Raw genomic sequence first — 24,811 nt, 5'->3', positions numbered from 1 at the left:
AATGAAGTACCTCAGCGTAGAGGAAGGGATGTCAGCACCCGGCCTGCGTTTGGTCTTGACCGCGGGTGTGCCAGGGCCTTGGGGCGAGGCGGCGAAAGCGATACTTGCTTTCAAGAATATTGAGTACACGCCGATACTTCAGCAAGGCGGCGGTGACAACGATGCCTTGCAAAAATGGACAGGACAAACATCAGCACCGGTTGCCGTGTATAAGGACTTCCCGCCTGTCTGCCATTGGTTCGACCTATTGATGTTGGCAGAGAGATTGTCGCCCGAGCGTCCACTGGTACCGAAAGACTGCGGCGCCAGAATCGATGTTCTGGGAGTTTCTGCGCTGATCGCAGGCGCTGATGGTTTCGGTTGGCAGCGACGTCTACAAATACTGGCCCCAATGCTGTTGTTGGACGAGCCGCCAGACATAGCCGTTCGTCTGGGCATGAAATACGGCTGGTCTAAACAGACTTATGCGGCTGCCATCGAGCGTTTGCAGGCTATGAGTGCTGAGTTAGATGGCAGGTTGTTGCGGCAGGAGGCAGCAGGCAGTGATTTCATGGTGGGGTCTACCGTCACCGCAGCGGATTTTTACTGGGCCAATTTTGCCGGTATGGTAAAGCCTCTTGGCCCTGAGCATAATCCGATGCCAGACTACATGCGCACGGCGTATGCGTCAGTCGATGAGGCTACGCGGGCCTGCCTGACACCGCGTTTAGAAGCACATCGGGACAGGATGTATCAGGATTACATCGCACTACCGCTGGATTTTTTGCAGGAGTAAGACTTATGTTATCGCAACAAGAGCTGTCAGACCGCTTTGAGATTCAGGATTTGGTGTTTCATTACGCCCATCTGATCGACAGCAAGCGTTTTGATGCGTTACGTGAAGACGTTTTTACCGCGGATGCCCATATCGACTATGGCGCCATGGGTGGCAGTGTCGGGGACCTTGAAGAGACCATTACATTTCTCAAGGCATCGGTTACTAATGAACTGTTTCCAAACACTCAGCATCTCAATGCGAATGTCCAGGTGCAACTGCAGGGCGACGAGGCGACAGGGCGAGTGATGTGCTTTAACCCTATGGAAATGCGCTTAGGGGAGGCGAGTACCCAAACTTTTTTCCTCGGACTTTGGTATGTCGACACTTATCGTCGCACCGATAAGGGCTGGCGTATTGCCAAGCGTGCTGAAGAAAAAAGCTGGGTGTTCAATCTGCCCGACTTTATGAATCTCTAGATAAAAGTTAGATATTATATTAGGTATCTATAATAAATCATTGATTTATATAAATTTGTATCGATATAACCTGTAGGCGCTAAGGGTCAGTCCAAGACGCAGGCAGATTGTGCAGATGCAGCTGCTGCACGGCAGAGCGTAGGTTGTGTTCGAGGTCCTCCAGTTGTTGCGCCCCCACTTTGCTCGCGTAGTGATCACAGGTCTGGTCGACAACCTCTAGACTGTCCTGCGCCAGAACCCTACCTCGCTCTGTCAATTGAATCTCCTTAGCGCGTTTGTCGCTGTCATCGATACTGCGCTTGATGTAGTCTAGGCGCTCTAAGTCCCTCAGTATTTTCCCCATGGCCTGCTGGGTCATCTGGGAATGTCTGGCCAGTTCTGTCACGCGCACATCACCCATCCCGAGATTGCCTAAGACCGTGCTATGCGAGGTTCGAATGTCGATGTGCCCGCGTGCGGAAAGGCCCTCGCAGATACGCCTATCAAAATCGCGCGAGAGCTCTCGCAATAGGCGAGGCAAATTGTTGGATAATTGAGAGGCTATCGCCTGATTATTCTCTGCGGCAGTCTTGGTCACGGGCATCTCCTTTCTTATGGTTGTTGGGGCCGTCATTGCCATACACTTCAAAGTGTAGCGCAAAGTTTGCGTCTGTCACCTTGACACCCCTAAATTTCTTGCGGCAATTGATCCTTTCAAGATCCTTCCGGTACACTGCTGATTGGTGTGACTAACGGAATAGGACAATGGCGAAGATAATCACCTGTAACACTAACGGTATCCGCTCGGCAGCGGCAAAGGGCTTTTTCGATTGGTTACAGGCAGAACAGCCGGACGTGGTTTGTATTCAGGAAACTAAAGCTCAGGTACATCAACTGAGCGACCCGGTTTTTTCTCCGGCCGGTTACTACTGCTTCTACAACGACGCGGTCAAAAAGGGATACAGTGGCACCGCGCTGTACTGCAAGGTCAAACCGCGGAAGGTCATTACCCGGCTGGGCTGGGATCCCGCAGACTCCGAGGGACGATATATCCAGGCAGACTTTAAAGGGTTGAGCGTTATCTCTTTGTATATGCCGTCTGGATCAAGCAGTGATGAAGTCCTACAAAAAAAGCTGCGCTTCATGGATATTTTTATGGAGCATCTAAAAGCGCTGCGGCGCAAGCGTCGTGAACTGATTATTTGCGCTGACTGGAACATCTGCCACCAGGCCATCGACATTAAAAATTGGCGCGGTAACCGCAAGAACTCCGGCTTCCTGCCCGAAGAACGGGCCTGGCTTGATGTGCTTTATGACGAGCTAGGGTATGTGGATTCTTTTCGCGTGATCAATACTGAGCCAGAGCAATATACGTGGTGGTCCAATCGGGGGCAGGCCAGAGCCAATAACGTCGGATGGCGACTGGACTATCAGGTCATAACCCCCAAGCTCGTTGACAAAGTGCGGTCAGCGTCAATCTACAGGGATCAGCGATTTTCTGACCATGCGCCGCAAATCATGGAATATGACGTTGACATCCCTGCTTGAATGTCTGGTCAATTGCCGCCGCGGAGAAGCTCTACTCAGGCCAGGATTCATTGCGGGATGGAGTGAAACCCTGTAAATTACACGCTGTTTTCTACGCTATTTTATGAGCTTATCTACGGGAGAAATGTTTAATGAGTTTGTTTATTAACAGTGCCTATGCGCAAGATGCGGGAGTCGGTCCGGTCGGCGGAGATATGTTCCAGATATTGTTTCTGGTAGGTCTTTTTGCCCTTTTCTACTTTATTGCTATCCGTCCACAGCGTAAACGTCAGAAAGAACATACAAAAATGGTGTCAGAGTTGAACAAGGGTGATGAGGTTGTTACTACGTCGGGAATTTTGGGCAAGGTGACGGCGCTGGATGATAATTATATGACGCTCAATGTTGCCAATAATGTCGAAATGAAATTCCAGCGTGTCCATCTACATGCTGTACTGCCTAAAGGCACATTAAAGACCATCGGCTAAAAATGGCCCTGGTCTACCCTCGCAAGATAGATCTGGCTCAGTCGCCAACCCCCCTCCAATACCTTGAACGCGCCTCTGAAAAATGGGGGTGTGGTCATCGGATCTGGGTCAAGCGTGATGACCTGACGGGTAGTACCCTGAGCGGAAACAAGGTACGCAAGCTCGAATTCATTACGGCCTTCGCTATCGATAATGGCTATGACACCTTGTTGACGTGTGGCGGATTACAAAGCAACCATTGCCGTGCTACAGCTTTTGCCGGCGCTCAGTTGGGACTAGCGGTTCATCTGTTATTGCGCGGCGAAGAACCACTGGACCCAGAAGGGAATTTTCTGCTGGATCATCTGGCGGGTGCGGCAGTCAGTTGCTACCCATTAAAGCAATACGTTAATCACCTTGATGACCTGTTCCGTCAGTGGCAGGAACACTACGCCGCGCAGGGTCGCAAGGCATTGGTGGTGCCAACAGGCGGTAGTGACGGCATTGGAGCGTGGGGCTATATTGCAGCGTGTGAGGAGCTGGTCCGGGACTTTACGACATACGGTATTGAACGTGCACATGTCATTACCGCGACTGGGTCCGGTGGGACACAGACGGGATTGACCCTTGGGGCAGCGCTGCATAAGTTACCGGCTACGGTATGGGGCATTAATGTTTGTGATGATGAGACGTATTTCCTCAATAAGGTTGCCAGTGACGCCGCCGATTGGCGACGGCGATACCCCGAAGCTCCAGATGTCGCGATAGAGCCGCGAGTTCTGGATGGTTATGTGGGTCCAGGCTACGCTGTTGCAGATCCTGAAATTTTTGAGCTTATTGCTGAATTAGGCCGACTGGAAGGTCTCGTTCTCGACCCGGTTTATACCGGCAAGGCCTTCGCCGGTATGCTAGCGGAAATCGGCAATGGGCGATTCGAGGGCAGCCGCGATATTGTATTTGTTCATACGGGCGGTATTTTTGGCGTATTTCCTCAGCGCAGTGGTTTCAGCATCGCCACTGTGGATGCGCAATAAAAAGTCTGAATAAGAGAGCGGCACTATGGACATAATAACCACAGTCAATGACTGGGCTTGGGGGCCGCTAATGCTAGCCCTGCTGTTGGGAACAGGCCTTTACCTTACGCTGGGGTTGCGCTTCCTGCCGGTGCGCAAGCTCCCAGCGGGTATACGTTTGCTATTTCGGGGTGGACGGGGTGATGGCTCTGGCGATATTTCCCCCTTCGGTGCGTTGATGACCTCTCTTTCAGCCACTGTAGGCACAGGTAATATAGCGGGTGTGGCGACCGCTATTGCTTTGGGCGGTCCGGGTGCATTGTTCTGGATGTGGATCACAGCGCTGTTGGGGATGGCCATCAAATACGCAGAAGCGCTCTGCGCCGTAAAGTTTCGTGAGACTGATGAGCAGGGCCACTTTAGTGGTGGCCCCATGTACTACATCAAAAATGGTTTACACAAGCGTTGGCACTGGTTGGGCGTGGCATTTGCAATTTTTGGCGGTCTCGCCGGTTTTGGTATTGCCAATACGGTGCAATCAAATTCCGTGTCTGAGGTGTTGCGCGAGTCTTTTTCGGTGCCACCTTTGGTAACAGGGCTTGTGCTCATGGTGCTAGTTGCAACGGTTATACTCGGCGGAATCCGTCGTATTGCTGTGGTCGCGAGTTGGCTGGTGCCGTTTATGGCTGTTGCTTACGTATTGATGGCGATGATTGTCATTGCGCTGAATATATCCGAAGTGCCGAGTGCGATTAACACCATTATCAGCGGCGCTCTGACACCCACTGCTGCGACAGGAGGTTTTGCCGGAGCGACTGTTTGGGCGGCTCTGCGCTTTGGCGTTGCCCGGGGGATTTTTTCCAACGAGGCCGGGCTCGGAAGCGCGCCGATTGCGCATGCGGCAGCGCGCACCAATCAGCCAGTAGAGCAGGGCATGATCGCCATGTTGGGGACCTTCATCGACACACTGTTGATCTGTACCATGACCGGGCTTGTCATCGTCATTATGGATGTATGGCCCACTGGCGTCAGCGGTGCGAACCTTACTGCGATGGCTTTCTCCAATGCCTTGCCGGGCGGTCATTATATTGTCGCCTTAGGTCTGTGCATTTTTGCTTTCACTACCATGATCGGCTGGTCATTCTATGGTGAGCGCTGTGTAGTTTTCCTGTTTGGAACAAAAGCCATTATGCCATTTCGGATCGCTTGGGTGCTCGCAATTCCCCTGGGCACGTTAATGGAACTTGAGTTCGTCTGGCTCGTCGCCGATACGCTCAATGCGTTTATGGCACTTCCTAATCTCATAGCGCTTCTTCTGCTTGCGCCATTAGTGTTCAAGCTGACCAAGGATTACTTTGAGCCGGCAGGCAAAAAAGACCCTCATTCGGTGTAGAGCAGAGCACATTAGGTGTTGTGGGGCACAGAACCACTGGCAGGTAACAGAACAGTTAAGTATGCTATGCCGTATGCCCGCTCAATTGAATGACAAGCTCGTTATCGCGATATCATCCAGGGCACTGTTCAATCTGGATGATAGCCATGAGGTGTTTGAGAAAGAGGGCTTACAGGCCTACTCAAACTACCAGGTTGCCCGCGAGGAACAACCCCTAGAGCCCGGAGAAGCCTTTCCTCTGGTGAATAAACTTTTGCGACTCAATCGCAGCCTCGACAAAGACGCGCAAGTTGAAGTCGTGCTGCTCTCGCGCAATAGTGCTGATACAGGCCTGCGTGTATTCAACTCCATCCAACATTATGAGTTGGATATCAGCCGGGCAGCCTTTTGCGGTGGAGAGAGCCCCTGGCGATACATTAACGCGTTTGGTTGCACATTATTTTTGTCCAATGAAGCGCAGGATGTTCGTCATGCCTTGGAGTGTGGCGTGGCTGCGGCCACGTTGGTATCGCGCAGAGGCCGAGGTACAGATAGCGAGCAGTTGCGGTTTGCCTTTGACGGGGACGCGGTGCTTTTTTCCGATGAGGCGGAGCAGGTCTACAAGCGTGACGGCCTTGAGGCCTTTACCGCGAGTGAGAAGGCTGCAGCCAAAGAGCCTCTCAGGGGAGGGCCGTTCAAGCCTTTCCTAGCGGCTTTACACCGCTTGCAGCAGTCTTTCCCCCCTACCGAGGCTCCTATCAGAACAGCTCTGGTAACTGCCCGATCGGCGCCCGCCCACGAGCGGGTGATCCGCACTCTGAGGGCATGGAATATACGTATTGATGAATCTATTTTCCTTGGTGGTCTTAACAAGACTGACTTCTTGAGGGCTTATCAGGCAGATGTCTTTTTTGATGATCAGCAGACGCATTGCGATTCTGCGAGTCCTCATGTGGCGACTGGCCACGTGCCACACGGCATAGCCAACTCCTGATACTCATATTGAAAGCCTTTATTAGTTTAAGTTTGGTAGACTAGGTCATTAATGACTATTGTGCATAAGGCATGGGAGGCGGTCACCGGATTGCCTTCGTTCACCTGGAGGTTGGCATGAAGCTGCAGCAATTGCGTTATATCTGGGAAGTGGCACACCACGATCTTAATGTCTCGGCGACGGCTCAGCGCTTGTACACATCACAACCGGGCATGAGTAAGCAGATTCGCCTACTGGAAGATGAGTTAGGTGTCGAGATCTTCGCCCGCAGCGGCAAGCATCTTACGCATGTCACGCCGGCCGGGGAGGCTATACTGAAGGCGGCTGAAGAGGTGCTATTTAAGGTCAAAAGTATTCGTCAGGTAGCGGAGGAGTTTGCTGAAGAAAAGAAGGGCAGCCTTTCCATTGCCACCACCCATACCCAAGCCCGCTATGCGCTGCCGCCGGTCATCAAGCGCTTTATTCAGCATTACCCTGACGTCTCTCTGCACATGCATCAGGGGACCCCTGTACAGATTTCCGAAATGGCTTCCGATGGAACAACAGATTTTGCCATTGCCACAGAAGCGTTGGACCATTTTTCCAATCTCATTATGATGCCCTGTTATCGCTGGAACCGTTGCATCCTCGTCCCCAAAGATCATCCCTTGACACAATTATCTAGGCTAACCCTCGAAGATGTTGCCGCACACCCCATCGTGACCTATGTGTTCGGTTTTACCGGGCGCTCCAAGCTTGACGATGCTTTTGTCGCTCAGGGGCTAGTGCCAAAGGTGGTATTCACTGCGACAGATGCCGATGTGATAAAAACCTACGTCCGCCTTGGGCTTGGTATCGGCATTATCGCAGGGATGGCTTACGATGCGTCTATCGATTCCGACTTGGTTGCGCTCGACGCCAGCCACCTGTTCGCCAGCAGTATCACCCAAATTGGTTGTCGCCGGGACACGTTTCTGCGCGGTTATATGTATACGTTTATTCAAGACTTTGCTCCGCATCTATCTCGCGATTTGGTGGGAGAAGCTTTCGGGTGTCATACTAAACCGGAACTGGCAGAGTTGTTCTTGGATATGGAGCTGCCTGTTTACTGACCGCCGACTCGATAAATATAGGGCAGGGGGCTTGTGTCGACTATCCCTCAATGTTTAGACTATGCCGCGCAAAGCCCCCCTTTAACTTCATAGGAGATGAACACTTGGAACTCGCCTGTCTTGACCTAGAAGGGGTGCTCGTACCCGAAATATGGATAGCTTTTTCCGAACGTACCGGTATAAAAGAACTGCGTGCCACGACACGGGATATACCCGATTACAATGTGCTGATGAAGCAGCGACTTGCCCTGCTCGACCAGCATGGTTTAAAGATTGACGACATTCAGGAGGTCATTGCGACACTGGAGCCCTTGCCAGGAGCCATTGATTTTGTTGACTGGCTGCGCGAGCGTTTTCAGGTGATTATTCTGTCTGATACTTTCTATGAATTTTCGCAACCCTTAATGCGACAGCTACACTGGCCGACTCTATTGTGCCACCGGCTGATTACAGATGACTCCGGCCGCGTAGTGGATTACAAATTGCGTCAGGAAGACCCAAAGCGAGCGTCGGTAAAAGCGTTACACAGCCTAAACTATCGTGTATTGGCTGCGGGTGATTCCTACAACGACACCACCATGCTGGCTGAAGCTGATGTGGGCTTTCTGATTCATGCGCCGCAAAATGTGGTCGATGAATTTCCACAGTTTAAATCAGTAGGGACGCTGAGTGAGCTGAAGCTTGCTTTTGTGGACGCGAGTGATCGTCCATTAACGATCTGAAAGGGTTTTTTCTAGAGTGTTTAGAAAGGCCCCAACTTTATCATAGGTTTCTTGATACTCCTGCTGCCAGTTGGAATCGGCCACAATACCGCCGCCCCCCCAGCAGCGCACTTCACCCTGATCACATAACAAGCTGCGGATAGCGATGTTGCTGTCCATGCGGCCATCTGCACTGATGTAGAGCACCGACCCGCAGTAGACCAGACGTTCCCGTGTTTCGAGTTCGGCAATAATTTCCATGGCCCGTCGTTTGGGCGCACCGGTAATAGAGCCGCCAGGAAAGCTTTCACTAAGGAGGTCCCACGCATTTCGATTAGACTGCAACTCGCCAGTAATAGTACTGATCATATGATGTACTGTAGAGAAACTTTGCACGTCGAAAAGTCGATCGACATGAATACTGCCTGGCACACAGCTGCGTCCGAGGTCATTGCGCAATAGGTCTACAATCATAAGGTTTTCAGCCCGATCTTTTTCCGAGCTACGCAATTCCTTTCGCGCCAGGTCATCAGATTGTTTGTTGCCATGTCGCGGTCGAGTACCCTTGATAGGAGAGGTCTCGACACGGTGGCCGTGCAGCGATAGAAATCGCTCTGGCGAAAGACACATTAAGGCAGCATCGTTTTCTAGAGCTAGGTACGCAGAGAAAGGGGTGGCAGCTACAGTGCGCAGCTTACGATACGCCTGCCAGGGATCGCCGCTATAGTCGGCGAGGAAGCACTGGGCCAAGTTAACCTGATAACAATCTCCAGCCTGGATATAAGCCTGTATTGTGTCGAACGCTTCCCGGTATTGGTCAGCGCTGAAATTTGAAGAGAAAGCCTTGCCTAACCTGAAGTCTTTACTGGAACGAGTAGGGGCTTGACGCAGCCTTGCCTGAATATCACTGCGCTCCGCGATACCTACTCTCGGCTGTGTTACGAGGGCGGCGCGCTTTAACAGGTGATCTTGGACGATGCACCAGTCATAGGCGCACAGCTGTGCGGCGGGAAACGTGCTCGCGTCCATCCCTGGTTGAATATTGTGTAAAGCTTTTCCGAACTCATACCCCAGATAGCCCAGAATACCGCCGCAAAAAGGAATGTCCGGCGAAACGGGTTGAATCCCGTCGTAGTGTTCTTTGTGAAACAGATCCATTTCGGTAAAAAAGGCTTGGCACTGCTGCTGGGTCGCGCGCGGCGGAAGACAGGGAATCGCGGTGTTCCGGGGCTGCGCAGTGAGAATGTCGTAACGACCCGAGCTGGCATGGGGGAAGCTGCTGTCTAAAAATGCCGCACGCGGTAAATCTACAATCCTTTCAAACAGCTCGCAGCTATCTTGAAAATAGCGGATTTCCTCGAGATGGACCGACTTGCTCATCTCGGTGTCCCAGCATTGATCATGACATTTTCCTAGGCGCCGAACTTGCGCTGCATTGTTGTTGGGATTTTACGACCTGCGCAACGATCGAACAACAGTTCAAAGTCTTGATCTGCAGCGAAAAAACTAGCATCTGCGCTGAAAAGACTAAGAATGTGGTCGCAAGCTGAATTGACTTTTTCTGGCTGGCAAATTACTGTAAGACCCCCCAAATTTGGCAGGTTTGCATCCTAATCCCGACTGCCACGACTTGCAACCAGCATGCTCACCTCGGGCGAGTTATGCGGACCTTCCATCGTCCTTCGGGAAAACCTTTGGATCAAGACATATGACGAACGAGAACAGCAATACCTTAATCGCATCGCTGGATAATCCCTTTGCGGAGCATGAGGAGAAGGATTTCGGGGTCCCCGGCCAGTTAGTGTCCGAGCCCGGTCTGTACGAGGATGCCCTTAAATCCGGCTGGGAGCTGCAGCAACGCCCGCGTCAGATTGCAGGCGTCAAGAATATTCAGCGCCAGCACCAGAAAAATCGTATGACTATCTGGGAACGCATCCGTTATCTCAGCGATGAAACGCCAACCGTGTTGTACCAGAACTGGGGTCCCAATCTCGATGGTGCCTCGCTTGTCACCGCAATCATCAAGGTGAACGGTCGCGATGTGGCACTTTACGGGCATGACTTTACCGTTCGAGCGGGTTCAATGGATGCGACCAACGGCGCTAAACTGGCCCGCCTGTTTCAGCTGGCAGCGAAACAGAGAATTCCCGTGGTAGGGATCAATGACAGTGCGGGTGCATTTATTCCGGCTGGTGTGGGTGGACTCGACGGGTATGCAGAAGCGTTTGCTGCGCTGCGTCGTATCAGTGGCATTGTGCCCAGCATCATGTGCATGTTTGGGTTTAATGCCGGCGGCGGCTCATACCTGCCGCGTCAGGGCAGCTTCCTGATTCAGCCCAACGAAACTTTCTTTGGCTTGACAGGTCCAGGGGTTGTCAAGTCAGTGCTGGGCGAAGATGTTACGCCGGATGAGTTAGGTGGCCCCGGCGTTCACAGTAAGACCGGGGTTACAGATTTTGTGGTCAAGGATGAAGTGGCTGCTCTGCGCAAAGTGCGATCTCTGTTGAACTACTTGCCAAGCTATAACGGCGAGCTTGCACCGTATCAGGCTAGCTCTGACCCGATCAATCGCAAGACCTGGGATATCGAGATTTTATTGAAGAAAGCCTTCAATTCGCCCACGGGCTTTAATACGCCTATCGATATTACAATTTTGATTCAACAATTGTGTGACCACGGTGACTTCCTTGAAGTTCAGCCTGACCGTGCCCGAAATACAGTCACTGCTCTGGGGCGCATGGGCGGGAATGTCATTGGCTTTGTCGCCAATAACTCTGCTGTTTCATCGGGACAAATCGATATTGACGCGGCTTATAAAAACGCGCGCTTTATCCGCTTTTGCAACCTTTACAATATTCCCGTTATTTTTCTCGAAGATACCACGGGCTTTTTGCCTGGCAAGGATCAAGAAAGTGGCGGCATTATTCAAGCCGGGCGAGCGCTTCTTGATGCCATCGTGGACCTGCGTACTCCACGATTTTTGGTGTTGGTGCGCAATGCCTTTGGGGGCGCCTATGCCGCCTTTAACAGTTTCCCTGTAGGTGCCGATTTCGTCATAGCCCTACCGACTACCCGCGTGGCCGTAATGGGGCCGGCAGGAGTAGAGTATGTTTACAAGGATGAATTGCGTAAAATGCGCGGGTCGATCTCCGGCAAGTTGCAAGCCGAGACCCAAGCCCAAATGAAAGCTGGGCTGTCTGAAGATCAGGCAAAACAAGCGGCGCAGCAGCTGGTCGACGACTGGGTGAAATCTGAGGAGGTTCAGCTAGCGGAACGTTATACTAGAGAGTTGATGAATCCGAATGAAGCTTTGAGTCTCGGATCAATTTCCCAAATTGTGATGCCGTCAGATTTGCGTCAGGTACTGGCCGAGAACATGGCATTTTATTTGCGCCGCTACCAGGCACAGCCGCTGCAAGATGTGCAGCGCGAGTTTCACTAGGCCGGTCCACGGCAATACGACTTTAGAGGAAAACCGGCGTGTCCAACGAATTTTACCTGAGTAACCCGCTTGTCCATCGCGATCGCAGGCTGGGCAATATGCCCACTGCATGGGCAAAACAATTTGGCTGCACTGACATCCGGCCACTTATTATTTGTCGCGGCCCTATCCGCAAGGAAGCGATGGACGTTTTTGTCGAGATGGGTATCACGCATTTCGGTATATTGTTATCAGAGAAGGACTCTATCGTCTATCGGAATGCCATCGCACCCGAGTTACGTTCGCTGACTCACCCGGATCGAATTCATCGCGTGCCTGATTACAGTGGCGCTGACAAGGGGGAACGCGAGCAGCGTATCAAGCAGATTATCAATATTGCCCGCGATAATAACTACAACGCTATTTTTGCAGGTTACGGTTTCATGGCTGAAGACGAAGCGATGGTGGCGGCCATGGAGGAGGCGGGACTCACGTTCATCGGCCCCTGTTCGCGGACTGTGCACGACGCCGGCCTGAAAGATGAGGCCAAACGAACTGCTCTTAAATGCGGTGTTTCTGTCACGCCCGGCATCGACAATGGCACAGCGCTGACGCTGCTTAAAAAACACCCTGACGTGAAGGCCTTGCAAGCGCTTGTGGCAGAACACAAGCTGGCGGTCGACGCCGCCATTTTGTCTGACACATCTGTCAGCTTGGAAGATAAGGCAGACCTCGTGCTTGGCGCCTCTTATAAAAGCGGCATTGATCTTTATACGGTGGATGAACTGTGCGTGACTCTGACCGAAGCTGTCGGCACGATGACCGCCGATTATCCAAGCAACCGGGTACGATTAAAAGCAATCGGTGGCGGCGGCGGCAAGGGGCAGCGCATTCTTGGTGTCGGCGAGTCCGCACGCACTGCAGAGTTGGTCAGAGAAATTCTCAACGAGGTTAAGACCACCGGGGTTGGCGACAACAAGAACGTTTTAGTTGAGCTGAACATCGAGACCACGCGCCACCAAGAAATACAGGTGATTGGCAATGGCCAATGGTGCATGTCCATGGGCGGTCGTGATTGCTCCTTGCAGATGCATGAGCAGAAACTATTGGAAGTCTCGGTGACCGTTGAGTCATTAAAAAGAGCCATCGAGCAGTCAGAGGCGAGTGGGCAAGCGCAAGAGACTCAAGTGCTAAAGCAGGATCTAGCAACGTTGACGGCAATGGAGAGAGAGGCCGAGGTGTTTGGAGAAGCTGTCGGGCTCGACTCCGTGTCAACCTTTGAATGCATAGTAGACCGCGACAAACATTTTTTCATGGAAATGAATACTCGCATCCAAGTTGAGCACCGCGTGACGGAATTGTGTTATTCGCTTAAGTTCAGTAATCCGGATAATGCAGAAGAATATTTTGTTGTCGAGTCGCTAGTGGAAGCCATGATTTTGATCGCAGCTCACGCGAAGAAGCTGCCCCGACCAGAGCGTATCACAAGGATGAACGACAGTGTCGAGGCAAGGCTTAACGCAACCAATCAGGCTTTGCAGCCCCACGCTGGAGGCGTGATTGAGTCCTGGAGTGACGCCATTGAGGGCGAGATTCGCGATGATCAGGGCATCAGCTTGCACAACCCTGATACTGATGTGTTCATGAAGTACACACTCGCGGGTGCCTACGACTCAAACATCGCTCTGTTGCTGACCGTGGGGGACACTCGACTCGAGACTTACGAAAGAATGGCAGAAACCATTCGCCAGACTCGGATGCGTGGCAAGGATCTGGCCACTAATCTTGAATTTCACTACGGCTTAGTGAATTGGTTTATCGGGCAGAATATCAATGCCCGCCCTACGACGCGGTTTATCGTCCCTTATCTAACAGCTGTCGGTGAGCTTAAACAGCGCGCCAATGATCTGGATATCCAGTATGCCTATAAGCACATTTGCCGTGCGACGCTAGGGGAGGCTGAGGGGGACGCTCACACGGCTCTAGCGGAGACGTTGCAGCGCAAGGAGTCGTTGTTGCTGCGGCCGCTGACGGAGCTGCTTCAAGAGCCACATATGCTCAGTGGCTGGCTCAGTGTGAACCGAGATTGCTATACGGTAATTGAGGGGAAAATCTGTTGGAACGAAAATCCTCTCGAACTGCTTAACGACACTTATCACTTTCTAAATATGGACTATGTCTGCGGGGATAGTCCTCCCGCAGCTGTCATGATATGGGATCACGACAATGCGATCTTACAAAGCGCGCTTTCATTTTACGCTGAACTCAATGCGCGTGTAGGCTCTGAAGACTGGTTGGAGTTGTGTTCAATTCTTGACAGTAATGATCCACCCAAGGGGCTGGATGCCGACCTCTGGCATCGCGTGCGCAATTCTCATCGAGGATTTCAGGCTGGCACTGATATTATTGCCTTACTGCCCAGTATCGCAGAGGCAACAGGTTTTTATGACCTCACAGTCAATCTCGATCTAAGTATTCATATTCCGGAGCGACTTGCAGAGGAAAAACTGCAGGCGACAATGGCAAAGGTATTGGTTCCGCCGCCAGTGGCTAGTTCAGATGAAATTCTCTCTGAGAGCGGCGGCATGTTCTACTCGCGCGAAACACCGGCACACGATGTTTATATCAGTGAGGGCGATCATTTCAATGCCGGAGACCCTTTATTTATAGTCGAAGTCATGAAAATGTTCAATAAGGTCTATGCACCGTTTTCTGGCACTATTGCAAAAGTTTTGGTTGAAACCGATGGCAGCATCATTAGCAAGGGACAGACCATTTTCAAAATCATTCCCGATGAAATTGCCGTTGAGGTATCCGCCGAGGACGTCGCAGCTCAACGTTTAGCCGCCACCAACAATTTCCTGCAACACCTTTAGAAGAGGACCGAACATGATTACAGCCCTAGACCATATCGCCATCGCCGTGCCTGATCTGGAAAAAGCTATACAGCGTTTCGTCACGGATTTTGGGCTCCCACTAGGCGGCACAGAAGACGTATTGGAGGCTAAAACGACCGCCGCTTTTTTGCCTTTGCCCCCTACAAGTATCGAGTTGGTCCACCCCCTTAATGATGAAGGTCCGGTGAAGACTTATTTGGAGAAAAAGGGCGGTGGTTTACACCATCTGTGTTTCCGCTCTGACGACATCGATGCAGACGTAGCAAGACTGCGCGAAAAGGGCTATCAGTTTCTCGCGGATGCGCCGACGCCGGGAGCGCACGGAGCGAGAGTCATTTTTATACATCCCAAGAGTTGTGACGGCGTACTGATCGAGATCAGCCAGCCGGCCGAGGGGCATTGAGGATTAGCGCATGAGCGAAGAAATTTACGACAAAGCTGACTCTACACCAGAAAATTGGAATGTGCTGGCTACCAAACAATCAAAAGGCCAGAGCCCGGAAGACCTGGTCTGGCACACGGCAGAAGATATTGCTGTGAAACCGCTTTACACAGCGGCTGATGTCGCTTCACTTGAGTACACCGATACGATGCCCGGCATGTCTCCGTATGTGCGCGGTCCACAGGCCACCATGTATGCCGGTCGGCCTTGGACCATCCGGCAATACGCTGGTTTCTCAACCGCTGAAGAGTCTAACGCATTTTATCGCAAGGCACTGGCAGCGGGCGGACAAGGGGTTTCCGTTGCCTTTGACCTCGCTACCCATAGAGGCTATGACTCAGATCATCCGCGTGTCGCGGGGGATGTCGGCAAGGCTGGTGTTGCCATCGACTCTGTTGAGGATATGAAAATCCTGTTCAACGGCATCCCGCTAGACAAGGTATCGGTCTCTATGACCATGAACGGTGCGGTGCTTCCAATTTTGGCAGGATACATTGTGGCGGCAGAGGAGCAGGGTGTAGAACAGGCGCAATTGGCCGGCACCATACAAAATGATATTCTTAAAGAGTTCATGGTACGCAATACCTATATTTATCCGCCTACGCCCAGCATGAAAATAATCGGTGACATCATCGCTTATTGCTCTTCCAATATGCCACGGTTCAACACAATTTCCATCTCCGGCTATCATATTCAGGAGGCGGGCGCTAACGCCGCATTGGAGCTGGCGTACACCCTCGCTGACGGCAAAGAATATATCCGCACAGCGATCGCTGCAGGACTCGGTATCGACGAATTTGCGCCGCGCTTGTCCTTCTTCTGGGGCGTAGGCATGAACTTCTATATGGAGATTGCCAAAATGCGAGCAGCGCGTCTGCTCTGGACCCGGATTGTGTCTGAATTCAATCCTCAGAATCCTAAAAGTTCTATGCTGCGCACACACAGCCAGACATCCGGATGGTCTCTAACGGAACAAGACCCTTACAATAATGTCGTGCGCACCACGATTGAAGCGATGGCGGCGGTGTTTGGGGGAACTCAGTCACTACACACAAACGCACTGGATGAGGCGATCGCATTGCCTACTGAATTCTCTTCCCGTGTTGCCCGAAACACACAACTTATCATCCAGGAGGAAACGGGCATCACGAAGGTGATCGACCCTTGGGGCGGCTCTTATATGATGGAGAGTCTGACCCAGGATATTGCCGACAAGGCATGGGAGCTGATCGAAGAGGTAGAAGCGGCAGGCGGCATGGCCAAGGCCATTGAGACGGGTATGCCGAAGATGCGTATTGAAGAAGCCGCCGCCAAAAAGCAGGCGCGCATTGACCGCGGTGAAGATGTTATCGTGGGAGTCAATAAATACAAGCTTGGTGAACAAGACGACATTGAGATTCTCAACATTGATAACGATGCCGTCCGCGATGCTCAATTAGCTCGATTGGCCACTATTCGAAGCAGCCGTGATGACGCTGCGGTTGAGGCCATACTGGATGATATTTATCAGTGTGCGGTCAGTGGAGAAGGCAATCTTTTGGCTCTGGCCATTGAGGCCACTCGACGACGCGCGACAGTAGGGGAGATATCTTTCGCTATGGAACGTGAATTTGGACGCTTTAAGGCAACCGCTCAGACCGTCTCGGGGGTCTATGGAGCCGCATTCCAGGAAGACGAAAATTGGCAGGGTATCAGTAAGGACATCGATGCTTTCGTTGAACAATACGGCCGCCGGCCGCGTATGTTGGTGTGCAAAATGGGCCAAGATGGCCACGATCGCGGCGCCAAAGTCGTCGCAACAGCCTTTGCCGATGTTGGGTTCGACATCGATTTGTCACCGATGTTTTCAACGCCCGAGGAAGTGGCACGTCAGGCCATTGAAAACGACGTACATGTTGTGGGTGTCTCTTCTCTTGCAGCGGGTCACAAAACGCTGGTGCCATTGTTGGTCGAGGAGCTTAAGAAGCAGGGCGCAAGTGAGATTGTGGTTATTGCGGGTGGCGTTATCCCCAAACAGGATTATGACTTTCTTTATAATTCCGGTGTGAAGTGTATTTTTGGGCCGGGAACACCGATTCCGCAGTGTGCCCGTGAGGTTCTTGAGGCAGTGAAGGACGCGCAAGGCTGAAGCAGTAGCGAGACTATCATTAGATGAAACTACAGCGAAATCTTCACTAAATCATTTGCTAAAATAATGGGCCCTTTATACGACGCCTCAACCTTATTTAAGCTGTTGGATTTGTCATTCAGACTTAAGTCCATAAAATGGCTTAACACGAGTAATTTAGGCTGAGCTTTTTGTGCAACTTGCCCTATTTTACTCGGACTTGCATGCCAAAATAGTTGGCCACTTTCTTCTTCTTGTTCATTAATCGGGAAATGCATTACTAAAATATTCGCATCTTTGATAAATTCATCCATTCCTGCAGCTGTTGCATTATTATCGCTCATAAACACTATATCGCCTTTGGGAGTAACAATCCTGTACGCGAGTGTTGGCGTATCGGCATGCTCTACAGCAAAAGAATACACTTTTATTTCACCCTCAGACCAAACAGGTTGAGCTTTTCCGGGCAAGCTTGCATCTATTGTTTTTATGTCGATTTCGTAATAATTTAAATAATCATAAGAGTTCAAAAAGTTGTCTACAAAAGTACTAAAGCCCACATAATGGTCATTGCCTGACGGGCCAGCTATCGTCAGAGGCGTATCACGCTTAGAGAAATATCCGCGCTTTATGAGGCTAAATAGGTCAATAGAATGATCCGTGTGCAAATGACTAATGCCAATAAATGCTAGATCTGACATGCTCGCCCCAGCCTCGCCAAAGCGTAAAGACGTGCCACTGCCAGCATCAATCATGATTTTTGACTCTTCATCTATCCAAATTAAGTAACCACTGGAAGCGCGACCAGAAATGTCATTTGGTCCACCTGAGCCAAGGATTTGTAGCGTCACGCTGCTCGCCTGAGCGATCAAAGGAAAACAAAAAAAACTGATTACAAAAAGCGTGATTCTCAACATGACGTCTAACCTACAGTAATTGTCATCTGCTATTTGGAATAAGCCACAGTGGCGCTCATTGACCTGATTCTATGAAAGAGAAACCTGCTACGCTTAAACTCAACTAGAGATGTCTCAGTATGAGCATGTCAAATAGTTAAAAGGCGGTCAAGGATATCCCTAGGTGCACTGACATGCTCTTGCTGTCCAGTGAAGCGCCGCTGCGCGCCCAGAAGATTTCCGTGTTGCGCTGTGATAAATATGAGGGGAATAGCCCTAATTCCAGCTATACTGGCCACAACAGGACACTAACGCGACAACAAAAATGTATCCACAGAGCTGATGACGACATTCAATCTACAGCGCCTCCTAAAGGGTAACCGTCGTGCTTTGGCTAAGGCGATAACCCTGGTGGAGAGCACGCTCGACTCGCATCGGGAGCAGGCTCAAGCCATCCTAGAGCACGTACTGCCACACAGTGGCAAAAGTATTCGCATCGGTATTACCGGTGTACCTGGCGTGGGGAAATCTACTTTTATTGAAGCCTTTGGCCTATATCTGATAGGGCAGGGTAAGCGCGTTGCCGTGCTCGCAGTTGACCCAAGTTCACCTATTGCGGGAGGATCTATCCTCGGCGACAAAACGCGTATGGAAGACTTGTCAAGGATGGAGGAAGCCTTCATTCGGCCCACACCTGCGTCCGGCGCACTGGGCGGCGTTGCGCAAAAAACTCGGGAAACCATGCTGCTGTGTGAAGCTGCTGGCTACGATGTCATTTTAGTTGAGACCGTTGGTGTAGGGCAGTCCGAGTATCAGGTTTCCGCAATGGTCGATTTCTTTATGGTGCTGATGCTGCCCGGTGGCGGCGATGAGCTGCAGGGTATCAAGAAAGGCATTATGGAGCTGGCAGACGCGCTTGTCATCAATAAAGCAGATGGGCCCAGTGAAACCTTGGCGACGATGACGCAGCGTCAATACGCCAGTGCCATGAGCTTACTGCGCCATAACAGTTTCTGGACACCCAGAGTGCTCACTTGTTCCGCGTTGACGCCCACCAACATTGATACCGTGTGGGACATGATTGTAGATTACTATTTCGAGTCTTTGGAGCTCGAGGCATTTTCCAGCAAGCGGATTCAACAAAACTTAGACTGGATGCATCAGCTGCTGAACGAAATGTTGCTAATGAAGCTGTCTCGCAACGTGAAGGTTAAGGCGCTGCTCCCGGCACTTGAACAGGCAGTGCAGCGCCAAGAAATCACAGCGTTTGCCGCTGTCCGTCAACTTATGGAGCAGTTTTAGGGGCATCTAGTGCTCCGTGCAACACCCCTGTTTTCAGGGCTAATCAATCGGCATGTGCAGCGCAGCCCTCAAGCTTTTTGGGGCTCATCACGGCAAATAATTAAAAGCCGTACGACTTCTTAAGGTCCGGATCCTTCTCTGCGATCAAGCGCGCTAGATCAACCATCACTTTGCACTGCTTCCAGGACGCATCGTCCTGCATCTTGCCGTCCACCATCACTGCGCCACTTCCATCGGGCAATGCTTCCAGTACCCGTCTTGCCCAGGCGACCTCATCAGCAGGTGGACTGAACACGTTCCTTGCGATCTCTATCTGGTTGGGGTGCAGAGACCAAGCGCCAACGCATCCCATGAGAAAGGCGTTGCGGAACTGGTCCTCACAGGCCAGTGGATCGTCAATAGCACCGAAAGGGCCGTAAAAGGGCAGGGCGCCCACGCTGACGCAAGCGTCCACCATGCGACCCAGAGTGTAATGCCACAGATCTTGCTGGTGAGTGCCCCGAGCGGCTTGTGGATTTTCTGGATCGGGATCATCACGTACTAGATAACCGGGGTGACCCCCACCAATTCGTGTCGTTTTCATGCGCCTCGACGCAGCCAGGTCGGCAGGTCCCAGGCTCATACCCTGAATGCGTGGGCTGGCATTGGCGATTTCTTCAACGTTGGCTACACCGAGGGCAGTTTCCAGTAAACAGTGGAGTTGAATAGGTTTTTTCAGTCCGGCCCTCGCTTCGAGCTGTGCGAGCAACTGATCGGCAAAGTGGATGTCCCAAGCCCCCTGAATTTTTGGCAGCATGATAACGTCGACTTTGTCGCCCACCTCGGTCACGATGCGTGTGATGTCGTCAAGGAACCAAGGGCTATCGAGGCTATTGATACGCGTCCACAGTTGGGTATCACCAAAGTCATTGTCACGTGCTATGTTGATAAAGCCATCACGTGCCGCTTCTTTGTTTTCGATTGCGATCGCGTCCTCAAGGTTGCCCAAGAGAATATCAACTTTTTTTGCGATGCCCGGGGCCTTCTCCACCATGCGCGGATTACTGGGATCAAAGAAATGAATCATGCGCGAGGGCCGAACAGGTATGTCTCGCAGTGGCAACGGCGCACCAAGCGCTAGAGGACTAAAAAAATCACGGGGACTACGCATGGTTAACTCCAATGGGGTTATTAAATATTAGGTGCCGAATTAAATCTTGTTCAAGCGAGCTCGAAGTGACTCGTAGTGCTGCAATAGGTCCAGCTCATTTTCTTCGAGCTGCGTTAACAACAGCTGTTCGCCGCCGAGCTGCTCGATGCCAAAGCTACCGAACTCTTCCTGCAAGCGCTTGTGTATCCAATAGCTCTGATAGCGACGGCGCCGTGACACCAACTTTTGTTGTGCTTTAAGCGCATTATGGTGTTGATGGATAACGTCTGCTAGTGCTTCAATTCCCGCATGTTTGGTGGCACTGGTGGCTAACACCGGCACTTCCCAGTCGCCATCAGGATGTTCTCGGTTAAGTGCCGCTTTCAACTCTGCCAGTGTGCGACGAGCAACATTCCCCATATCTTCCTTGTTAACCACCAGAATATGCGGTACTTCCAGAATGCCGGCTTTCAAAAACTGTACGCTGTCACCAGAGCCCGGCTGCGCTACATAGCAGGTGGTATCGCACAGACGGGCGATATCCGCCTCCCGCTGGCCAACGCCTACTGTCTCAATCAGCACAATATCGAAACCTGCCAGCATGACGACGCTCATGGGCCAGACCTCAGCACTTAGACCGCCGAACTGGCCCCGGCTGGATAACGAACGAACGAAGACACCGTCATCTTCATAGCTCGTTTGCATTCGCAGTCTGTCGCCAAGCAATGCGCCGCCGCTGATTGGGCTCGAAGGATCAACTGCCAGTACACCAACGCGTAAGCCGCGCTTTCGCCACACTGAAATCAAGGCTGCACACAAGGTCGATTTTCCTGCACCCGGTGGACCTGTGATGCCAATGAGGTGTTTATCTGGAAACTCTTGGTTGAGCTGCAGTTGGGCGAGCAACTCTGCTGCTTTACTGCGGGCGGATGCTCGCTGGTCATCCAGTAAGTTTAAGGCTGCCGCCAATGCTGGTCTATCACCCTTGCTAACAGCAGCGGCGAGATCCACAGAGGTTTTATAATCAGATTGCTGCATGCGGGCACTCAGGCCGAGAGATCCAGGCCATGAGCCTTACGAATAATGGTCACCATGGCATCCATGATACTGTTCATATCCATGTCCTTCGGCGTAAAGACGGCTTTTAGCCCGTTTTGCAATAGATGTTTTGCGTCTTTTTCGGGAATGATGCCGCCGATGACGACAGGAATATCCGGTGCGCCAATTTTCTTGAGCTCGATAAAAATATCGTCGATCAATTCCATATGGCTTCCGGATAGAATGGAGAGCCCGATCAAATGCACACCTTCTTCCTGCGCAGCACGCGCGATTTGTGACGGAGTGAGACGAATACCCTCGTAAACAATTTCAAACCCCGCGTCGCGTGCCTTGACCGCGATCTGTTCTGCGCCATTGCTGTGCCCATCAAGCCCGGGTTTGCCAATCAATAACCGCAGGGGGCGCCCCAGCTCTTTGCCCGTCTTGCGCACGCGCTCGCGCACGACAATGAGCGCCTCAGATGCGCTCTCACTTAACGGTGCAATATCAATGCCTGTGGGTGCGCGATATTCACCGAACACCTCACGCAATACTTCACTCCATTCGCCCGTAGTCACACCAGCGCGGGCGCACTCTATTGACGGCGGCATGATATTACTGCCATCAGTGGCTGCTGCGCGCAGCAACTGTAAGGCCTGCTCTACTTTGCTATGCTCGCGATTCGAACGAAAAGATCGCAGCGAAGCTATCTGTTCCTCCTCTGCCTTTTTGTCCACTTTCATGATGCCAGATTCGTCGCCAGCCGTGAGCGGCGATTCAGCCGTCTCTTGGAAGCAATTGACGCCTATGATTTGCAACTCGCCACTTTCGATATTGCGCATGCGACGGGTGTGGCTCTGCACCAGTTCGCTCTTTACGTAACCTGTCTCAATGCATGCCACCATGCCGCCTTGAGCCTCCACGCGTGCCATCTCCTCTTTCGCACCGGCGATCAACTCCTGCACCTTAGTCTCCACCACATGAGAGCCCTCGAATAAATCTCCATATTCAAGTAAGTCTGTTTCCAATGCGAGCACCTGTTGCATCCGCAGGGCCCACTGTTGGTCCCACGGGCGGGGTAGGCCCAAAGCCTCGTTCCAGGCCGGCAATTGTATCGCTCTGGCTCGTGAGCTCTTGGAGAGGGTCACCGCCAACATTTCCAGCACAATGCGCTGAACATTATTTTCCGGCTGAGACTCCGTTAGGCCAAGCGAGTTAACCTGCACCCCATAACGGAAACGACGCTGTTTCGGGTTGTCGACGCCATAGCGTTGTTGCGTTAGTTCTTCCCACATGCGACCGAACGCCCGTAATTTACAGGTCTCTTCAACAAACCGAATGCCAGCATTGACGAAAAAGGAAATGCGACCAACAACATCATGGAAACGCTCCTCTGAGACTTGTCCGGAGTCTTTTACTGCATCCAGAATTGCGATTGCTGTAGACAAGGCATAGGCCAGCTCTTGCGTCGGTGTAGCTCCTGCCTCCTGCAAGTGGTAACTGCAGACGTTAGTGGGGTTCCACTTCGGGATATTTTCTACGGTGTAGGCAATTAGATCAGTCGTGAGACGCACAGAGGGTACTGGCGGGTAAATGTAAGTGCCCCGAGACAGGTATTCCTTGAGGACATCGTTTTGAGTGGTGCCCTCTAGCGTAGACGGATCAACACCTTGGCGCTCCGCCACAGCAACATACAGAGCAAGCAGCCACGGTGCAGTCGCATTAATTGTCATGGAGGTGTTCATTTGATCTAACGGTATCTGATCAAACAGGGCCTCCATATCGCCGATATGATTTATGGGCACGCCTACTTTTCCCACTTCCCCCCGCGCCAATGGATGGTCGGAGTCATAACCCGTCTGAGTCGGCAGATCAAAGGCCACCGAAAGTCCAGTCTGCCCTCGACTGAGATTGGTGCGATACAGTGCATTGGAAGCTTGCGCCGAAGAATGTCCTGAGTAGGTTCGCATCAACCAAGGTCGGTCCCGTTTTACAGTGTCCTGGCTCACGATAACAGTCCTCAGCAGGAGCGACGCATAACTAAGAGGCGGCGCTCGATTTCAAAAATTTTATCGGTAATCTTTTCTTTGCCGAGAGTGCGTTTTGCATCCTCCTTCAAAAAGAGGTCTGCGCCGTGCTTTTTAAGTGCGTCTGCGGCGGAAATATTTTTAACACCAATCAATTGCAGGGTGACCAGGCCATAGGCAGCTACCCCCGGAATATCCTCCACGGCGAGGATACGGGACAGGGCTCCAATCGTGTCGCCTGCGAAAGCAGGCTGTGTGTGATAGCCTTCAGTAAAACCCAGCTCCCATACGGCATGCTCACTAACATCTCGACTGGCTAACCCCTCAAGCCAGGCAAATACAAGCCCACCATAAACGATAGGTTCGCCGCTCATTTTTCCAGATAAGGCACTGGAGAAAATGCGATCAAAATGCAGCGGGTGACTGTTGCCAACGGCATAGGTCAATGCCATGTGCTCTTCTGTAATAGTGCGGCCATTGGCATGCACAATGATATCCCCAGGCGCAAAATCTTCAAAGTAGGTGTTTGGCCCGGTGAGTCCCGGAGCGACTTTACCGCCGGTTAATGGCAGCTCCACCAACCCTGATCGATCACCGGGAAATTCGACAGCAACCTTCGGCGCAGGTGTCGTAGGCAGGCGATCACCGCGCCACCCAACCATAATCTTACGATCATATTGCAGCACCACAGCGTCATTTTGATTAACCCCAACGGTACGAATCAGTGTAATGCCAGGTTTATCCGGCCCACGGTCTTTTCTTTCCAATACTTTGGTAAACGCGCGCAAGGTATCGCCCGGGTAGACTGGTCTGAGAAATTGGACCTGATAGTATCCTAGGTTAGCGATGGCTTTTTCTGAATCATTTTGGACGCCCAACGATAGAGTGACATTGAATACCATCTGTGGGCTGGCCAGCAGGTCTGGAAATCCTACCTCGCGAGCATACTGGCTGTTGAGGTACAGCGGATTAGCCTGCATAAAAGTGCGGGCAAACTCCAGCATGTTAGTGGTCGTAAAAGTAAAGCCGCGTGGGTGTTCAAAGACTTGGCCTGGCTCGAGTTCATCAAGGTAGCGGCCGTACTGTGGCTGACGCGTTTTTTCTAGGTCGATCGGCACATCGCAGGAAATTTCCGCCTGAGATGTCAGCGTAAAAGAAACACTCATGCTCGAACC

21 protein-coding genes are annotated in these 24,811 nt (G+C 51.8%); 14 read left to right on the top strand and 7 right to left on the bottom strand.

Annotated elements, in window-relative coordinates:
• Window position 1 precedes the first annotated feature (1 nt).
• Together ABXT62_RS08540 and ABXT62_RS08535 are read left to right on the top strand one after the other, a co-directional pair.
• Complete coding sequence (locus ABXT62_RS08540; protein ID WP_415354818.1) at window positions 2–775, top strand: hypothetical protein; 774 nt, start codon at window positions 2–4, stop codon at window positions 773–775.
• 5 nt (window positions 776–780) lie between these two features.
• Window positions 781–1,233 carry a nuclear transport factor 2 family protein gene (locus ABXT62_RS08535; protein ID WP_415354817.1) on the top strand — a complete coding sequence of 151 codons (453 nt, stop codon included), beginning with the start codon at window positions 781–783 and terminating at the stop codon, window positions 1,231–1,233.
• Between the two features lie 79 nt (window positions 1,234–1,312).
• Here the strand turns inward: ABXT62_RS08535 and ABXT62_RS08530 are convergent, their stop codons facing one another.
• Complete coding sequence (locus ABXT62_RS08530; RefSeq protein WP_415354816.1) at window positions 1,313–1,810, bottom strand: MarR family winged helix-turn-helix transcriptional regulator; 498 nt, start codon at window positions 1,808–1,810, stop codon at window positions 1,313–1,315.
• A gap of 167 nt (window positions 1,811–1,977) precedes the next feature.
• Between ABXT62_RS08530 and ABXT62_RS08525 the strand changes: the two genes are divergently transcribed.
• The 7 genes from ABXT62_RS08525 (at window position 1,978) to thrH (ending at window position 8,398) form a co-directional block, all read left to right on the top strand.
• A complete protein-coding gene (locus ABXT62_RS08525; protein WP_415354815.1) occupies window positions 1,978–2,760 on the top strand; it encodes an exodeoxyribonuclease III in 783 nt (260 codons plus the stop codon).
• 131 nt (window positions 2,761–2,891) lie between these two features.
• Entirely contained in the window at window positions 2,892–3,227 is a 336-nt protein-coding gene (yajC, locus tag ABXT62_RS08520; protein WP_415354814.1) for a preprotein translocase subunit YajC, read from the top strand.
• Window positions 3,228–3,229: 2 nt separating this feature from the next.
• Window positions 3,230–4,240 (top strand): 1-aminocyclopropane-1-carboxylate deaminase/D-cysteine desulfhydrase, encoded by a 1,011-nt coding sequence (locus tag ABXT62_RS08515; protein WP_415354813.1) that lies wholly within the window; start codon window positions 3,230–3,232, stop codon window positions 4,238–4,240.
• Between the two features lie 25 nt (window positions 4,241–4,265).
• On the top strand, window positions 4,266–5,612 hold the full coding sequence (locus ABXT62_RS08510; protein WP_415354812.1) for an alanine/glycine:cation symporter family protein: 1,347 nt from the start codon (window positions 4,266–4,268) through the stop codon (window positions 5,610–5,612).
• A 73-nt stretch (window positions 5,613–5,685) separates the two neighbouring features.
• Window positions 5,686–6,585 (top strand): 5'-nucleotidase, encoded by a 900-nt coding sequence (locus tag ABXT62_RS08505; protein ID WP_415354811.1) that lies wholly within the window; start codon window positions 5,686–5,688, stop codon window positions 6,583–6,585.
• A gap of 116 nt (window positions 6,586–6,701) precedes the next feature.
• Window positions 6,702–7,676, top strand: a complete 975-nt coding sequence (cysB, locus tag ABXT62_RS08500; RefSeq protein WP_415354810.1) for an HTH-type transcriptional regulator CysB — start codon at window positions 6,702–6,704, stop codon at window positions 7,674–7,676.
• 104 nt (window positions 7,677–7,780) lie between these two features.
• Window positions 7,781–8,398, top strand: a complete 618-nt coding sequence (gene thrH / locus ABXT62_RS08495) for a bifunctional phosphoserine phosphatase/homoserine phosphotransferase ThrH (RefSeq protein ID WP_415354809.1) — start codon at window positions 7,781–7,783, stop codon at window positions 8,396–8,398.
• On the opposite strand, the gene pabB is transcribed toward thrH, so the two are convergent.
• Window positions 8,387–9,757: an aminodeoxychorismate synthase component I gene (gene pabB, locus ABXT62_RS08490; RefSeq protein WP_415354808.1), complete on the bottom strand. Its 1,371-nt coding sequence runs from the start codon at window positions 9,755–9,757 to the stop codon at window positions 8,387–8,389. The genes thrH and pabB overlap by 12 nt on opposite strands.
• Window positions 9,758–10,085: 328 nt before the next feature.
• Here pabB and ABXT62_RS08485 point away from each other — a divergent pair, with 328 nt between their 5' ends.
• From ABXT62_RS08485 to scpA, 4 genes are read left to right on the top strand one after another with little or no spacing between them, the layout of a single operon-like run.
• A complete protein-coding gene (locus ABXT62_RS08485) occupies window positions 10,086–11,819 on the top strand; it encodes an acyl-CoA carboxylase subunit beta (protein WP_415354807.1) in 1,734 nt (577 codons plus the stop codon).
• 38 nt (window positions 11,820–11,857) lie between these two features.
• Window positions 11,858–14,674 carry a biotin/lipoyl-containing protein gene (locus ABXT62_RS08480; protein ID WP_415354805.1) on the top strand — a complete coding sequence of 939 codons (2,817 nt, stop codon included), beginning with the start codon at window positions 11,858–11,860 and terminating at the stop codon, window positions 14,672–14,674.
• Window positions 14,675–14,687: 13 nt separating this feature from the next.
• Window positions 14,688–15,098, top strand: coding sequence for a methylmalonyl-CoA epimerase (gene mce / locus ABXT62_RS08475; RefSeq protein ID WP_415354804.1), 411 nt, complete (start codon window positions 14,688–14,690; stop codon window positions 15,096–15,098).
• Between the two features lie 10 nt (window positions 15,099–15,108).
• The gene (gene scpA, locus ABXT62_RS08470) at window positions 15,109–17,265 is read left to right on the top strand and encodes a methylmalonyl-CoA mutase (protein WP_415354803.1); all 2,157 of its coding nucleotides are present in this window, start codon (window positions 15,109–15,111) and stop codon (window positions 17,263–17,265) included.
• Between the two features lie 29 nt (window positions 17,266–17,294).
• Here scpA and ABXT62_RS08465 read toward each other — a convergent pair whose 3' ends face one another.
• The gene (locus ABXT62_RS08465; protein WP_415354802.1) at window positions 17,295–18,161 is read right to left on the bottom strand and encodes an MBL fold metallo-hydrolase; all 867 of its coding nucleotides are present in this window, start codon (window positions 18,159–18,161) and stop codon (window positions 17,295–17,297) included.
• 321 nt (window positions 18,162–18,482) lie between these two features.
• Here ABXT62_RS08465 and meaB (ABXT62_RS08460) point away from each other — a divergent pair, with 321 nt between their 5' ends.
• Complete coding sequence (gene meaB / locus ABXT62_RS08460; protein ID WP_415354801.1) at window positions 18,483–19,442, top strand: methylmalonyl Co-A mutase-associated GTPase MeaB; 960 nt, start codon at window positions 18,483–18,485, stop codon at window positions 19,440–19,442.
• 100 nt (window positions 19,443–19,542) lie between these two features.
• On the opposite strand, the gene ABXT62_RS08455 is transcribed toward meaB (ABXT62_RS08460), so the two are convergent.
• Genes ABXT62_RS08455 through ABXT62_RS08440 form a run of 4 tightly spaced genes read right to left on the bottom strand, consistent with a single transcriptional unit; the run spans window position 19,543 to window position 24,802 of the window.
• On the bottom strand, window positions 19,543–20,592 hold the full coding sequence (locus ABXT62_RS08455; RefSeq protein WP_415354800.1) for an HpcH/HpaI aldolase/citrate lyase family protein: 1,050 nt from the start codon (window positions 20,590–20,592) through the stop codon (window positions 19,543–19,545).
• A 39-nt stretch (window positions 20,593–20,631) separates the two neighbouring features.
• On the bottom strand, window positions 20,632–21,609 hold the full coding sequence (meaB, locus tag ABXT62_RS08450) for a methylmalonyl Co-A mutase-associated GTPase MeaB (protein ID WP_415358159.1): 978 nt from the start codon (window positions 21,607–21,609) through the stop codon (window positions 20,632–20,634).
• Between the two features lie 8 nt (window positions 21,610–21,617).
• Window positions 21,618–23,618 (bottom strand): protein meaA, encoded by a 2,001-nt coding sequence (locus ABXT62_RS08445; RefSeq protein ID WP_415358158.1) that lies wholly within the window; start codon window positions 23,616–23,618, stop codon window positions 21,618–21,620.
• Between the two features lie 11 nt (window positions 23,619–23,629).
• Window positions 23,630–24,802: a MaoC family dehydratase gene (locus ABXT62_RS08440; RefSeq protein WP_415358157.1), complete on the bottom strand. Its 1,173-nt coding sequence runs from the start codon at window positions 24,800–24,802 to the stop codon at window positions 23,630–23,632.
• Window positions 24,803–24,811 lie beyond the last annotated feature (9 nt).

It is taken from the genome of Halioglobus sp. Uisw_031 (genome assembly GCF_047729875.1).
Classification (GTDB): domain Bacteria; phylum Pseudomonadota; class Gammaproteobacteria; order Pseudomonadales; family Halieaceae; genus Marimicrobium.
This window is presented reverse-complemented; position numbering and strand designations above follow the sequence as displayed.

Bases quoted from the DNA above. Each gene is read 5' to 3' on its own strand.
- ABXT62_RS08540 (WP_415354818.1), top strand. From the start codon at position 2: ATGAAGTACCTCAGCGTAGAGGAAGGGATGTCAGCACCCGGCCTGCGT.
- ABXT62_RS08535 (WP_415354817.1), top strand. From the start codon at position 781: ATGTTATCGCAACAAGAGCTGTCAGACCGCTTTGAGATTCAGGATTTG.
- ABXT62_RS08525 (WP_415354815.1), top strand. From the start codon at position 1,978: ATGGCGAAGATAATCACCTGTAACACTAACGGTATCCGCTCGGCAGCG.
- yajC (WP_415354814.1), top strand. From the start codon at position 2,892: ATGAGTTTGTTTATTAACAGTGCCTATGCGCAAGATGCGGGAGTCGGT.
- ABXT62_RS08515 (WP_415354813.1), top strand. From the start codon at position 3,230: ATGGCCCTGGTCTACCCTCGCAAGATAGATCTGGCTCAGTCGCCAACC.
- ABXT62_RS08510 (WP_415354812.1), top strand. From the start codon at position 4,266: ATGGACATAATAACCACAGTCAATGACTGGGCTTGGGGGCCGCTAATG.
- ABXT62_RS08505 (WP_415354811.1), top strand. From the start codon at position 5,686: ATGCCCGCTCAATTGAATGACAAGCTCGTTATCGCGATATCATCCAGG.
- cysB (WP_415354810.1), top strand. From the start codon at position 6,702: ATGAAGCTGCAGCAATTGCGTTATATCTGGGAAGTGGCACACCACGAT.
- pabB (WP_415354808.1), bottom strand. From the start codon at position 9,757: ATGAGCAAGTCGGTCCATCTCGAGGAAATCCGCTATTTTCAAGATAGC.
- ABXT62_RS08485 (WP_415354807.1), top strand. From the start codon at position 10,086: ATGACGAACGAGAACAGCAATACCTTAATCGCATCGCTGGATAATCCC.
- mce (WP_415354804.1), top strand. From the start codon at position 14,688: ATGATTACAGCCCTAGACCATATCGCCATCGCCGTGCCTGATCTGGAA.
- scpA (WP_415354803.1), top strand. From the start codon at position 15,109: ATGAGCGAAGAAATTTACGACAAAGCTGACTCTACACCAGAAAATTGG.
- ABXT62_RS08465 (WP_415354802.1), bottom strand. From the start codon at position 18,161: ATGTTGAGAATCACGCTTTTTGTAATCAGTTTTTTTTGTTTTCCTTTG.
- meaB (WP_415354801.1), top strand. From the start codon at position 18,483: ATGACGACATTCAATCTACAGCGCCTCCTAAAGGGTAACCGTCGTGCT.
- ABXT62_RS08455 (WP_415354800.1), bottom strand. From the start codon at position 20,592: ATGCGTAGTCCCCGTGATTTTTTTAGTCCTCTAGCGCTTGGTGCGCCG.
- meaB (WP_415358159.1), bottom strand. From the start codon at position 21,609: ATGCAGCAATCTGATTATAAAACCTCTGTGGATCTCGCCGCTGCTGTT.
- ABXT62_RS08440 (WP_415358157.1), bottom strand. From the start codon at position 24,802: ATGAGTGTTTCTTTTACGCTGACATCTCAGGCGGAAATTTCCTGCGAT.